General features: G+C 44.7%; 13 protein-coding genes. 5 read left to right on the top strand and 8 right to left on the bottom strand.

Features of this window, described 5'->3' with window-relative positions:
• Positions 1-58: 58 nt before the first annotated feature.
• Positions 59-724 carry a hypothetical protein gene (locus AM279_RS11455; protein ID WP_054408175.1) on the top strand — a complete coding sequence of 222 codons (666 nt, stop codon included), beginning with the start codon at positions 59-61 and terminating at the stop codon, positions 722-724.
• A gap of 280 nt (positions 725-1,004) precedes the next feature.
• Here AM279_RS11455 and pruA read toward each other — a convergent pair whose 3' ends face one another.
• From pruA to map, 6 genes are all read right to left on the bottom strand, one after another.
• The gene (gene pruA, locus AM279_RS11450) at positions 1,005-2,630 is read right to left on the bottom strand and encodes an L-glutamate gamma-semialdehyde dehydrogenase (RefSeq protein ID WP_054408174.1); all 1,626 of its coding nucleotides are present in this window, start codon (positions 2,628-2,630) and stop codon (positions 1,005-1,007) included.
• A 376-nt stretch (positions 2,631-3,006) separates the two neighbouring features.
• Positions 3,007-3,393 carry a Co2+/Mg2+ efflux protein ApaG gene (gene apaG, locus AM279_RS11445; RefSeq protein ID WP_054408173.1) on the bottom strand — a complete coding sequence of 129 codons (387 nt, stop codon included), beginning with the start codon at positions 3,391-3,393 and terminating at the stop codon, positions 3,007-3,009.
• Between the two features lie 97 nt (positions 3,394-3,490).
• A complete protein-coding gene (locus AM279_RS11440) occupies positions 3,491-4,756 on the bottom strand; it encodes a type IX secretion system plug protein (protein ID WP_054408172.1) in 1,266 nt (421 codons plus the stop codon).
• A 109-nt stretch (positions 4,757-4,865) separates the two neighbouring features.
• Entirely contained in the window at positions 4,866-5,633 is a 768-nt protein-coding gene (locus AM279_RS11435; RefSeq protein ID WP_054410292.1) for a class I SAM-dependent methyltransferase, read from the bottom strand.
• Between the two features lie 57 nt (positions 5,634-5,690).
• Complete coding sequence (locus tag AM279_RS11430) at positions 5,691-6,101, bottom strand: GxxExxY protein (RefSeq protein ID WP_054408171.1); 411 nt, start codon at positions 6,099-6,101, stop codon at positions 5,691-5,693.
• 85 nt (positions 6,102-6,186) lie between these two features.
• Complete coding sequence (map, locus tag AM279_RS11425; protein ID WP_054408170.1) at positions 6,187-7,008, bottom strand: type I methionyl aminopeptidase; 822 nt, start codon at positions 7,006-7,008, stop codon at positions 6,187-6,189.
• 174 nt (positions 7,009-7,182) lie between these two features.
• Here map and AM279_RS11420 point away from each other — a divergent pair, with 174 nt between their 5' ends.
• Genes AM279_RS11420 through AM279_RS11405 form a run of 4 tightly spaced genes read left to right on the top strand, consistent with a single transcriptional unit; the run spans position 7,183 to position 10,747 of the window.
• Complete coding sequence (locus tag AM279_RS11420; protein WP_054408169.1) at positions 7,183-8,676, top strand: phytoene desaturase family protein; 1,494 nt, start codon at positions 7,183-7,185, stop codon at positions 8,674-8,676.
• Positions 8,660-9,496: a phytoene/squalene synthase family protein gene (locus tag AM279_RS11415; RefSeq protein ID WP_054408168.1), complete on the top strand. Its 837-nt coding sequence runs from the start codon at positions 8,660-8,662 to the stop codon at positions 9,494-9,496. The genes AM279_RS11420 and AM279_RS11415 overlap by 17 nt, the downstream gene beginning before the upstream one ends.
• A gap of 10 nt (positions 9,497-9,506) precedes the next feature.
• Positions 9,507-9,989: a sterol desaturase family protein gene (locus AM279_RS11410; protein ID WP_054408167.1), complete on the top strand. Its 483-nt coding sequence runs from the start codon at positions 9,507-9,509 to the stop codon at positions 9,987-9,989.
• Complete coding sequence (locus tag AM279_RS11405; RefSeq protein ID WP_074961344.1) at positions 9,986-10,747, top strand: lycopene cyclase domain-containing protein; 762 nt, start codon at positions 9,986-9,988, stop codon at positions 10,745-10,747. The genes AM279_RS11410 and AM279_RS11405 overlap by 4 nt, the downstream gene beginning before the upstream one ends.
• Here AM279_RS11405 and AM279_RS11400 read toward each other — a convergent pair.
• Both AM279_RS11400 and AM279_RS11395 read right to left on the bottom strand, forming a co-directional pair.
• Entirely contained in the window at positions 10,722-12,131 is a 1,410-nt protein-coding gene (locus AM279_RS11400; RefSeq protein ID WP_054410290.1) for a TolC family protein, read from the bottom strand. The genes AM279_RS11405 and AM279_RS11400 overlap by 26 nt on opposite strands.
• A gap of 4 nt (positions 12,132-12,135) precedes the next feature.
• Positions 12,136-13,488, bottom strand: a complete 1,353-nt coding sequence (locus AM279_RS11395) for an HlyD family secretion protein (protein WP_054408165.1) — start codon at positions 13,486-13,488, stop codon at positions 12,136-12,138.
• Positions 13,489-13,490: the final 2 nt, after the last annotated feature.

Raw genomic sequence — 13,490 nt, 5'->3', positions numbered from 1 at the left:
GCCGGGGAGGTAATAACCAACCCTCTTTTGCATAGTTTTACAAACCCATCACATCTATATGAACCTTACCAAAACCGTCTTATTAGCTTTGCCCATTTGCCTGCTGCAATCGTGTAAAGAAACGCAACAAGAACCCAAAGCGGCCGTTACCGCATCAACAAAATTGCCCGAAAAAAAGAACGAAACCCCTGAAGACTACAGGCAGGTTATGCTTGCACCACAGGGCGATACCCTTGAGGGCTATGTTTTTCGTTACGGGTATACGGCCTATGATGAGGAAGACGGTTCAAACCCTGGCTACCTTGAGGTGCTTAAAGGCGGAAAAGTGGTTTTTAAAGATGCTTTTAAAGGCGAGGGGTACATTAACATTACTCCCCTTGGACACCACGATTTGGATGGTGATAAGGCCGTGTTTGTAATGCAATATGGCATTGAGGCCTGCGATTACCCCAGTACCGGGCGTTATTATGTAGTTGATGGCGCAGGTAAATTCAGTTTTATAAACAGTTACTGGGCGGCTACAGGTGGCGACCTTTATGCCTCACGATATTACAGTCATATTTTTCCGACAGATTCGCTGGGTAAACCCAATACACTTACCATTGTAGAAGGCATGGCTTACCACGAGCGCGACCAGCCCGACGTGGCCGATACTACCCATATTGTGTTTGCAGGCAACAGTTTTAAGCTGGATAAGCTGAGTAATGATTTGGGGAAGGAGTGAGTTTAAGAAGCTTCTGGGCCGCTGAGCTGCTTAGCTTCTGAGCGGAGATTGCTTCGTCGTTCCTCCTCGCACCCGAGGGCTGTGCCCGAATCGACGAAGTAAAGACGGTATGTGAAGAAAACAATGTGAAAAAATCCGTATAAATCCGCTTAATCCGTGTCATCCGCGTTCCATTTGTCATCCTGTCCCGTGCTATCGGGAGCTTAAAGGCGCGTTCCATTTAATAAAAAAGCCTGCTGAAATCAATCAGCAGGCTTTTGGGTTTATCTCATTAAAGGTGTTATCCCAGGAAAGGATACCTGTAATCTGTAGGCGGAACAAATGTTTCTTTAATGGTGCGTGGCGATACCCAGCGGTACAGGTTTAGTACAGAGCCTGCCTTATCGTTGGTTCCGCTGGCGCGGGCGCCACCAAATGGCTGTTGACCCACTACGGCACCTGTTGGCTTATCGTTTATGTAGAAGTTGCCCGCAGCGTTTTCAAGCGCTTTGGTGGCTTCTTCCACGGCATAACGGTCCTGGCTGAAGATGGCGCCGGTAAGGGCATAGGCCGATGTGCCGTCTACCAGTTTAAGGGTTTCGGCCCACTTGGCATCTTCATACACATATATGGTTAGCACAGGGCCAAAAAGCTCTGTGCTAAGGGTTTCGTAGTTAGGGTTTGTGGTAACAATAACCGTAGGCTCTATAAACCAGCCCACCGACTTGTCATAACCGCCACCGGCAACAATTTCGGCATCCGTTGCGGCTTTGGCAGCATCTATGTATTTGGCAAGCTTATCAAACGAACCTTCGTGTATAACCGCCGATACAAAGTTGGCAGTATCTTCGGGCGAGCCCATTTTAAAGCTTTCGATATCTTTAACCAACAGCTCTTTAACTTCCGGCCATATAGACTGCGGAATGTATGCCCTTGAAGCAGCCGAGCATTTTTGCCCCTGGTATTCAAACGCACCACGGCTAAGTGCTGTAGCTACCTCGGCCGGGATTGACGATGGGTGTGCTACCACAAAGTCTTTACCGCCGGTTTCGCCCACTATGCGCGGGTAGGTTTTGTATTTGTTGATGTTCTGGCCAATTTTGCCCCATATTCCGTTAAAAATAGAAGTTGAACCGGTAAAGTGTACACCGGCAAAATCAGGGCTGCCGATAAGGGTATCGCTAATCATAACAGGGTCGCCGTGCACCATGTTTATTACACCGGCAGGCAGGCCTGCTTTCTGGAATACTTCCATAATTACCTGGGCGCTGTATACCTGGCTGGCGCTGGGTTTCCATACCACCACGTTGCCCATTAGCGCTGGCGCTGCAGGCAGGTTACCGCTAATTGCGGTAAAGTTAAACGGGGTAATGGCATACACAAAGCCTTCCAGCGGGCGGTACTCCAGGCGGTTCCATATACCTTCGCTGCTTATGGGCTGCTCGGCATATATCTGGGTCATAAACTCTACGTTAAACCTTAAAAAGTCTATAAACTCACACGCCGAGTCAATCTCAGCCTGGTGAATGGTTTTGGCCTGGGCTATCATGGTAGCGGCGTTTATCTTGGCGCGGTATGGCCCGGCAAGCAGTTCGGCAGCCTTTAAAAAGATAGCGGCGCGGTGCTCCCAGCTTAGGTTGGCCCATTTTTTACGGGCTTCAAGCGCGGCGGCAATGGCCTGCTCTATGTGTTGTTGTTCGCCCTCGTGGTACGTGCCCACTACTTTTTTGTGGTCAAACGGTGGGTTTATGGTTTTGGTTTTCCCGGTGCGGATTTCCTGGTTACCTATGTACATAGGCACATCTACCGTGGTATTGTATAGTTCCTTAAAAGTGTCAAGCACCTGCTGGCGTTCTTTGCTGCCCGGGGCATAAGCCCTTACGGGTTCGTTAACGGCCTTGGGTACGTTGTAAATTCCTTTAGGCATAGTTTGTTGTGTTTAAATTTTAGCTTTGCAAAGGTACGAAATTTGTCGGAAGGTCTGAAGCCGAAAGTCAAAAGTCCGGGATCGGATTTCCGAACTTCGATATATGATGAAAGATACCGATTAGAAATTAATTTTTGATTCGGAAAAAGACAAAATCAATTTCTTTTATAGCATATTAGTTTTCTATAAATGTTTTTGATTTAAAGTGTGTTTTTACGACGACGGGCTTTTGACTTTCGACCTTTGACTTTAAAACTGAATATTGAACTCCAATTGTGAATAATTAGCGTTAAAATTGAGTTAAAACGTAAGGATTTACTTGGTTTGAAGATTTCTCTTCGCGAAGCAAAAATGTCCGGATTGTACAAATGAAATTTTAGTTAAGCGCAAAGGGAGCACTTAGCCTGAAAGTGGGTACTATTACCCTGAAAGAACGGGTGTTAGTAAAGTTTATCATGCTAAAATAACCCCTCATGGCCCCAAATGGGGATGATAGCAGGCAACCTGAGCTGTAGGTGTGTTTTTCACCGGGTTTTAAAACGGGTTTTTTGCCTATAACTCCTTCTCCGTCAACTACTTCAAGGTCGTTAAGGGAGTCGTATATTTCCCAGTGGCGGGTGTTGAGCTGTACGGAGTCTTTGCTCTGGTTTTCTATGGTAATCTCGTAGGTAAAGGCAAACTGTATGCGGTAGTTTTTGAAGTAAGTGCCTTCAAAACTGGTTGATACTGAAATCTTTATGCCTCTTGTAATTTGCGATACCATCAGCAGTTTGCATTTTTTACAAATTTATAAAAATATTTGGCAGGAGGTACCTCCTTGTTATTAAATTAAACCCAAATTATTCTTAACTCATTGTATATTAGTTGATAATGTTCTCGGAATTAGCGTTTCCGCGGCCTATAACACGGTCGTAGCGCTCGTTGTTTTCTCGGTAGTATACAAAGATGTTGTACTCGTCTTCTGTTTGGTAAAAGTTGCCGTCTACCGCGTTTTTACCGTCTACAACTCCTTTATTATCAGCGGTTATATATAAAAAGTTGGTAAAGCCCTGCTTAATCATAATGGCCTTTTCATAGGTTGCCGTCTTGGGGTCGTACTCCATTTTATACTCATCGGTCTTAGCATAGTTGTTAAACAGCCCCCCTACATAGATGTTCTTATTCTCGTAAAATGCAGGCGCACTGAGCTTAAAGAATACCCAGGCATAATCGCTCTCCAGGCTTTGGTCGGTAACACTTAGATTTATGTTCTTAATCAGGAAGTTACCATTTACATCGGGGAAAAATGTGTAGGGTTTGCTGGCCCTTGCCTCGTTAGTGTAGAGTATGGTGTTGTATACTTCGCCTGCCGAAATCCGGGCAATGTTGTTTACGGCGTTACGTATATCCTTATTGTCGAAGTACAGGTACTCATTGCCTGCCCAGAACTGGGTTTCTTTGTCGTACTTGTAAATCAGGTCGTTACCTATGGTGTACTGCGGTTTTACATTGTAAATGGCGTTGTCAAACCTGCCGTTTTGGGTTAGCAGTACCTTTACATTTTGCAGTGGGCTCTGGAACAGTACGGCCTCACTTTTAATAGAAAAATCAAGGTTGTGGGCACCGTCTCGCTCATCAAGGCCACGAGCGCGTTTAACCTGAACGGGTACCGCAACCTGCTCATTATAAACAATAAAGCGGCGGGTAAAAACTACTTCGCGGTCGTCGTTAAGTACTTTAAGTATGTAATTGCCTGTTAATTTGAGCCTTGTAAACTGGTTGGGTATAGACAGCACAAAGTGCGAATAGATTTGCAGGGTGTTAAATGAGTTTTGGTAGTTTTGGATGCGTTGCCCATCGAAACCATCAAGATAGTCATTTACAGATAGTTGTGTGCTGGGTGTCCAGTCATAGTTGCAATGTACAATGCTGTAATAGTAGTTGGCCTCGTTGCCAAAAAGGTCGTCAAATTGAAGCGTAATAGGTTCTCCCTGCCTGAAATAGGGGTAAACGTTCTCTCCATTACTAAGGAATGAAACGGTTTTAATGTTGTAGGGTGGGGCAACTTCCTGCTGTACCTGGGCAATTCCGCTAAAAAACGTAAGTAAAAGGGCAACTATACTAAACCTGCGTAGGGCAATTGTCATTGTTTGTGATGTTTTAATCGTGAACGTAAAGATACTAATATTATTATAACAATAAGGGTGCCAATGCCTTTTGATAAAACAAAAAGCCCTGCAAATGCAAGGCTTATGATTAATCTTTATAGCAAACAGGAATAATTTCGCCGGGTGCAAGGCAGTAGCGCTCAACATCTTTCGGGTTGAGCTTTTTGGTATAATCTTCTTCAACCACCCTGAAACCTATGCTGCGCAGCTTGTCAAAATAGTCTCTGCCATAGACCCTTACGTGGTCATACTGCCCAAAAATACGCTGGCGCTCCTTGGGGTCGGTAATGCTGTTGTCTTCAAAAGTTGTGGCACGGCTAAGATCCTGCGGAATCTGTAAAATAGCTGTACCTCCGGGTTTTAGCACGCGGTAAAGCTCCTGCATGGCCTTTGTGTCATCAGGAATATGCTCTAAAACGTGGTTACACAGTATAAAGTCATATTCATTATCCTTAAACGGAAGGTTGCAAATATCGGCCTTAACATCCGCAAGCGGAGAGTAAAGGTCTGTTGTGGTGTAGTTTAGGTTTTCCTGCTTGCGAAAACGCTTGTAAAACGCCTGCTCAGGGGCAAAGTGCAGCACCTTGTGCGGGGCGGTAAAAAAGTCGGTTTCGTTTTTCAGGTACATCCACAGCAGCCTGTGCCTTTCCAGCGATAAAGTTCCGGGAGCCAGTACGTTATTGCGCTGATGTCCATAACCATACGGCAGGAAGTTTTTAAAACTGCGCCCATCAATAGGGTCGGTATAGGTGTTTCCTTTAAGAAAAAAGGCCAGTACCGGGCGGGCTACATAGCTAAGGCGTATAAGCAATGGGCGCGGTATGGTGTTGAGTACGAGTTTAAAGAGTTTCTTCATGTTTGAGGTTTTGTACCACAGAGACACGCTGAGTGAGCCCGGAGATACGCAAAGTTTTTAGAGGTTGCCATCCAAAGGATGGGAGGCCTCAAAGTTGCTGTGGATAATTCTTTTTAATCCGTCCTTTAAAATTTTAGAGTGAAAGTTTATTAGTAAGCCTAATGGATAATTGCCTAATTTTAAATAGGTAATAACTTGCGCCTGATGTACATCAGTCAATTCTTCTACAGTTTTAAGCTCTATGATGACCCTACGTTCTACAACAATATCAATCCTATAGCCCTGATTTAGTGATATACCCTTGTACTTAAGCGGCAGTGTTTTTTCTCTTTCGATAAATAATCCATTTTGGGTTAACTCGTAAGCGAGACATTCATTATAAGCAGATTCGAGTAACCCTGGCCCTAAGGTTCTATGAACTTCAATAGCTGCACCAATAATTTTGTGTGAAAGCTGGTTTAACTCCATACTCTGTGGCCTCTAATCGAAGATTATTAACTTAAAATAGCTCTGTGTATCTCTGTGCCTACTCAGCGTGTCTCTGCGGTAAAGCTTAGTTAATTGCAAGGGGTGTTGTTCTAAACTCCTCTTCTTCATTACTCTCAATACCAAGCGCTTTGTATATATACGCAAAGGTGCTCAGTAGTTCAGGCTTGCCGTTTACAAGGGCTACGTTATGCTCAAAGTGGGCGCTGGGCTTGCCATCGCGGGTTACTATGGTCCAGCCGTCTTTAAGCTGGCGTATGTTTTTAGTACCCATATTAATCATGGGTTCAATGGCTACCACAAGGCCTTCAACAAACAGTTTGCCGCGGCCACGCTTGCCATAGTTAGGCATTTCGGGGCCTTCGTGCATTTTGCGGCCCACACCATGGCCCACAAGCTCGCGTACTACACCATAGCCAAAGCCTTCGGTATAACGCTGTATGGCGCTACCTACGTCTTCAACGCGGTTACCTACTTTAAACTCGCGGATACCCACATAAAGCGACTCCTTGGTAACCTGAAGCAGCTTTTTGGTTTCGGGGGCTACATCGCCTATTTCAAACGTATAGGCATGGTCGCCATAAAATTCGTTTTTAAGGGCGCCACAATCTACCGATACAATATCGCCTTCCTCAATGGGGCGGTTTGTAGGCAGGCCGTGCACCACCTGATCATTCACGCTTGTAAGCAGGGTAGAAGGGCATCCGTAAAGGCCTTTAAATCCGGGTACTGCGCCATGGTCTCGAATAAACTCCTCGGCCATACGGTCAAGGTCAAGGGTGGTTACTCCCGGCTTAATTTCGCCGGCAAGCATGCCCAGGGTTTTACTTACTATCAGTGCGCTTTCGCGCATTATTTCAATTTCCTCGCGGGTTTTAGGAATAATCATCTCATGTAATTTTCAGCCTGTAAAAATACGATTTTAAATGTGAATAACTAATACCTTATAAATACGTATGTTATTGCTGGAACTTTGAGCGAAAATTCTTGTTTTATCGTTTTGTTAACTACTGTTTATGCTAAGTTTTGTTTAATTTTAGAGAAATTTCATTAAACAAAATAAATGAAGCCCCAAAAAGCCGTAGTTATAGGTGCCGGATTTTCCGGCCTGGCCGCTGCCATAACCCTTGCCAACAGCGGTTATGAGGTGACGCTGCTGGAAAAGCACCCCACCCCCGGAGGCCGCGCCAGGGTGTTTAAAAAAGACGGCTTTACGTTTGATATGGGCCCCAGCTGGTACTGGATGCCCGATGTTATAGCAGGCTTTTTCAGGAAATACAATGCCGAAGGGCTGTTGCCTGAGCTGGTAAGGCTCAACCCGTCTTACCAGGTAATATTCGGGGAAAGCAATACCCAAACAGTGCCTGCCGGTTATACTGCCCTTAAAGAAACATTTGAGGCGATTGAGCCAGGAAGCGGCGCTAAGCTTGATATTTTCCTTAATGAAGCACAGCAAAAGTATGAAGCTGCCATGGGCAAATTCATCAACAAACCCTGCATTTCGGTTACAGAATTTCTTGATACGGATATATTGAAATCGGCTCTGAAGCTTGATTTATTGAGCTCATACTCAAATCATGTGAGGCGCTATTTTAAGTCGGAAAAGATTTTACAGATGCTGGAGTTTCCTATACTGTTCCTTGGGGCGCTGCCTAAAGACATACCTGCCTTGTACAGCATGATGAACTATGCCGATATTAAACTCGGCACATGGTACCCTATGGGTGGTTTTGGGAAAGTAATTGATGCTTTTGTAAAACTGGCTGAACAAAAAGGGGTTACATTTTATTTTGATGCCGATGTTAAAGGTTTTGATGTTAGTAGCGGCGAAGTAACCAAAGTAATAACGGATAAAGGTGATTTTGAAGCTGATGTTGTTGTAAGTTCTGCCGACTACCATTTTACCGAGCAGCTACTGCCTGAAAACTACCGTAACTATACCGAAAAGTATTGGGATAAGCGCGTTATGGCACCGTCGTGCCTGCTGTATTATGTAGGTATAAATAAAAAACTGGGTAAGCTGCTGCACCACAACCTCTTTTTTGAAGAGAATTTTGCAACCCACGCCCATACTATTTATACCGAACCCAGCTGGCCGCAAAAGCCGTTATACTACGTGTGCTGTCCCGGTAAAACTGATGCTTCTGTAGCACCCGAAGGTATGGAAAACATCTTCCTGCTCATTCCTGTTGCGCCAGGGCTGGAGGATACACCTGAGATTCGGCAACATTATTTTAATGAAACCATAGCCAGGCTTGAACAATATTGCGGCGAGGCCATCAAGCCTCATATTGTGAGCTATACTGATTATGCGGTATCTGACTTTAAGGCTGACTACAACGCTTTTAAAGGCAATGCTTATGGCCTGGCCAACACGCTTAAGCAAACCGCCTTTTTTAAACCGGGAATCCGTAATAAAAAGATTGCCAACCTGTTTTACACCGGGCAGCTTACCGTTCCGGGCCCGGGCGTACCGCCTTCTGTAATATCGGGCGAAATTGTAGCCGGGCACATTATCAAGACCTCCAAAAAACACGTATATGAAAGCATTGTTTGACACCGTTTCCTATGATTGTAGCCGCAATATAACGCGCAGCTACAGTACCTCATTTTCAATGGGGATTTACCTTTTGGCCCCACACATGCGCAGTGCTATATACAGCATATACGGGTTTGTAAGGCTGGCCGATGAAGTGGTAGACTCTTTTGAGGGCTATAATCAGAAAGAGATGTTGAGTGAGCTGAAAGTAGATACCTTTAAGGCACTGCGGGATCGCATTAGCCTTAACCCGGTGCTTAATAGTTTTCAGCATACGGTGTTGCAATACAATATAGAATATGAGCTTATAGAGGCATTTTTGGAGAGTATGGAAATGGACCTTGAAAAGCAGCTGTATACCAATTCGCTTTACGAAAAATACATATATGGCTCTGCCGAAGTAGTAGGCCTTATGTGCCTCAAAGTGTTTTGCAACGGCAATAAAGACCAGTATGATGCTTTGGAGGAACCTGCCCGAAAGCTGGGGGCTGCATTCCAGAAAATTAACTTTCTGCGTGATTTTAAGGCGGATAACCTTGATTTGGGACGCACCTATTTTCCAGGGGTGGATTTTGATGCTTTTACTGAGCCCGACAAGCTGGCTATTGAGGCTGATATAGAAAAAGACTTTAACGATGCCCTTGAAGGCATTAAAAAATTACCAAAAGAAGCCCGGTTTGGGGTTTTTCTGGCGTATATTTACTACAAGGCGCTTTTCAGGAAGATACGCAAGCTGCCCAGCCACCGCATTATGCAGGAGCGAATAAGGGTGCCCAATACCCAAAAATTTGCCCTGCTGGTGGGGTGTTACCTGCGTAATGGCGTAAATATGATTTAACTGAAATTACATGACAGCAATAACCTATATACTAATAACACTGGGCACATTCCTGGCTATGGAGGGTGTTACGTGGCTTACACACAAGTATGTTATGCACGGTTTTATGTGGTATTTTCACCATGACCACCACAACCCGCAGCATACTGTTTTTGAAAAGAACGATGCCTTTTTCCTGATTTTTGCCACACCCAGCTTTTTGCTGATGCTGTTTGGCTCTTATGCCGGTTTCGACTGGAAGTTTTTCCTTGGTTTTGGTATAATGCTTTACGGTATCTGTTATTTTTTAGTGCACGATGTGCTGATTCACCAGCGTTTTCCATGGTTTAAGCATACAGATAATGTGTATTTCCGTGCATTACGCAAAGCCCATAAAATACATCACAAGCATTTAGGTGCAGAAGACGGCGAATGCTTTGGCATGCTGCTGGTGCCCTTTAAATACTTTAGGGAAGCCGCTGCCTATAAACGCAAAAAGCTAAGGCAGGCATGAGTACACACTGGTATTACATTTTGGTAAACCTGGCGTGTTTTATGGTGCCGTTTATCTTTAGCTTTCATCCTAAATTAAAATTTTACCTGAAGTGGAAAGCCTTTGTTATAGGGGCTTTAGCCATGATGGCGGTCTTTATTCCGTGGGATGTATACTTCACATCTCAGGGCATTTGGGGGTTTAATACAAAATACACATCAGGCTTATTCATAGGCAACCTGCCTGTAGAAGAGTGGTTTTTCTTTATCTGCATACCTTATGCTTGCCTGTTTACCTACCATTGTATAGGTGTTTTGGTGAAAAAAGTACCTTTTGCGGCGGTTTGTAAGGCGCTTGCATGGATTTTCGCCATAGCCTCTATACTCATTGCCGGTTTAAATATGGGTAAATGGTATGCTTTTACCGCGCACCTGTTTTGCGGAGTGTTCCTGCTACTGCATTTACTTTGGCTAAAAAGCAGCTACCTGCCCCGGTTTATCTTTGTTTTTATACTGATATTGCCACCATTCCTGGCGTCAAACGGGGTGCTGACGGGTGTTGATTTCTGGAATTATCCGTTTATTAACACCAACCCCGAAGGTATTGCCGAAAAAATAGTATGGTATAACAACAACCACAACCTGGGGCTGCGCCTGTTTACCATGCCTGCTGACGACCTTGCATATGGGCTTACCATGCTGCTGCTGTGCGTAACCGTATTTGAATGGCTGAATAAAAAAGAAAACCCTGATGTTACTCAGGGTTTGCCAAAATCTTAAACAAATCGGCTTTACTGAAAAAGAACCGGTTTTCAAGGCTTATTTGCTGTAACCGTGCGTTTATCAGGTTGTTTTCGCGGGTGTTGATCAGGAAGAATGAGCTTTCTCCGTATGAAAACAAACGCTCTTCTGATTTGAGCATGGTTTCATAATCTTTTACCAACGATGATATAACCTCCCGCTGTTCTGTTACTGAAGATATTTCGGTACGCTGGGCATCAATCTTATTTTTAAGTTGCAGGCGCTCCTGGTCGAGTTGAAATTGCGTATCCTGAATCTTTAGTTTAGCCAGTTTTACTGCTCCCCGTTCTTTTCTTAAGAAGATTGGGAAGGCAAAATTTACGGCAAACTTATAGTCCTCAAACCTGAAATCATCTATATAAGATGGTTCTGAAATGTAATGATACCCCACGTTGAGCTTGGGTAACAGCATATTAGCCTTTAGCTTGCGCTCTACATCAAGCATAGATATTTTGGTTTCCAGCGATTGCAGCTTGGGGTGGTTTGTTACCAGGCTATCGGTAGTGGCCAGCAGGTTGGTTTTTAGTGAATCGTCTATCGTGGCAGATAGTTCTGTTTCAGGCTTTAAACCCTCAGCAACTTCAACCGGCACATCATTAATCCATAAATAGTTAGAAAGCTCTAAACGCGCTTTGGTAAGCTTCAGGTTGGCATCTATCATGCTCAGCTTCCTGCTTTTTACCGCAATGCCTGATTCCACACTGTCAATAGCCGGTGCGGCCCCTTCGTTAATAAGCCCTTTTATGCCCACTAAACGTGTTTCTGCATAGCGAAGGTAATCCGTATACATTTGGGCTTCACGATAGCTTTTAACCCAGTTAAAATAAGCTGCAGCTGCATCATACAATACGGAAATAGCCTTTAAGCGACGCTCGGCAACACTAAGCTGCTGCTGTAGTTTGGCAGTCCTTACATCGGCCATACGCTGGTTAATAAACAATCCCTGCCCCAGTGGTACGGTAACCCCAAGGGATGTTAACCCGGCATTGGGTACTGTATTTTGCGGGTTAAGGTAGTAGCCCTCGCTGTTATCAAAAGCGGCCTTAATTTCAATGCCATACCATGTAGGTATTTTAAAACTGCTGTTCAGGATAGAGTAATATTCCCTGTCGCGGAACTGTTTTTCGTCAAAGTCGACTTCAATCTTTGGGTCAAATCCACCGCGTGCCTGCATAAGCATAGCCTGAGCCTTGCTAATTTCAAGGTTGGCGCTTTTAAGCAGGGGGTGGTATTTTTTTACATACCCCAGGTATTCTTCAAAACTCAGTACCTCGCCGGGTGTGCCGGGTGTTTCCTGGGCACGCAGGGTGCCAAAGAGCAGTAACGCGGCAAGGGTGAGTATGTGTTTTATAGGTAACTTCATACGTTTACTTTTTTGCTTTTTCTTTAGCTGCATCGGCAGCCGGCTGATAGTAATTAGGTGGGAAACCGTTTAGCACCCGCCAGGTTTCATACCACACCGGTACAACATCAAGCAGGGCCATGGTTTGCGCCCCGGCACCTATGCTAAGCTGCTTAGGCCATGCTTCTTCGGCCTTATCAGGGGCTATAAGTATGCGGTATTTGCCGTTAGGGCTTATAAAGTTTTCAATGGCTACCACGCGGCCTCCAAACGTACCATATGATATGCCCGGCCATCCTGAAAATACCACTGTAGGCCATCCGTCAAACCATACGCGCACTTTGGCGCCTTTGTGTATAAGCGGCAGGTCTATAGGCTCTACATAGCTTTCTACGGCAATATCATAACCCGCAGGCATAATGCTTACCACCGGAGTGCCTTCTTTAATGGTTTCGCCAAGGCCGCCCAGCATGGCTTTGTTAATATAGCCGCTTTGCGGGGCCTTTATGTAATACAACCCATTACGGATGCTGTAATTAACATACTGGTTTTGCAGTTTTGTTACCTGTGCTTCAGTATCATACTTGGTACTCAGGGCGGTGTACTTATCGCTGTTGGCTTTAGATACCTTCTCGCTATATTCGGCTATAATACGGTTTATCTCTACCTCGGCGTTAATCAGGTCGTTTTTAGCTGCAAGGAATTTATTTTCCTGTGTAAGAATCTTGGCTTCGCTTTCCTGTAGCTTAAGGCGCTTTTCTTCAACTTCGGTAAGGGGCTTAAGGCCTTCGCGGTTAAGGTTTACGGCACGGTTAAACTGGGTTTCGGCAATACGCAGCTGTGTGCGCACGGCTTCAAGGTCCATACTGTCGCTTTTTACTTTAAGATGTGCCTGCTTTATTTTATTGCTGGCCTGTTCCAGCTTTAGCTTTTGTTCTTTTTGCAGTGAGCCTATCTGTACATCAAGTGCGCTAACTTTGCCGCCATAGCTTTCAAGCGCCATTTTCTTGGCATCTACCTGGTCACCCGTATTTTCAACAAGGTTAGGGTCAAAATACTCTTCCTTAATTTCGGAAATGAAAAGTATGGTATCGCCTTTGTTTACAAAATCGCCCTCTTTTACATACCATTTTTCTATACGGCCGGCAATGGCGGTGTGTATGGTTTGAGGCCTTTGGTCGGGCTTAAGGGTAGTTACTGCACCGCTGCCCTGTATGTTTTGTGTCCACGGCAGGAAAAGCACCAGTACCAGCACAATGCAAATGCCTATTATTAGCCTCCTTAGTATTTTATAGTGCGGCCTGTTGCTCAGCTCTTTAATGGTTTTATAGCGGCTGCCGTCAAAAGTAACAGGGTTTTTATCTGATATATTTAGCATGG

Source organism: Flavobacterium akiainvivens, assembly GCF_001278115.1.
Taxonomy (GTDB): Bacteria; Bacteroidota; Bacteroidia; order Flavobacteriales; family Flavobacteriaceae; genus Flavobacterium; species Flavobacterium akiainvivens.
Note: the sequence above shows the minus strand (reverse complement) of the source record. Positions and strands in the feature narration are given on the sequence as shown.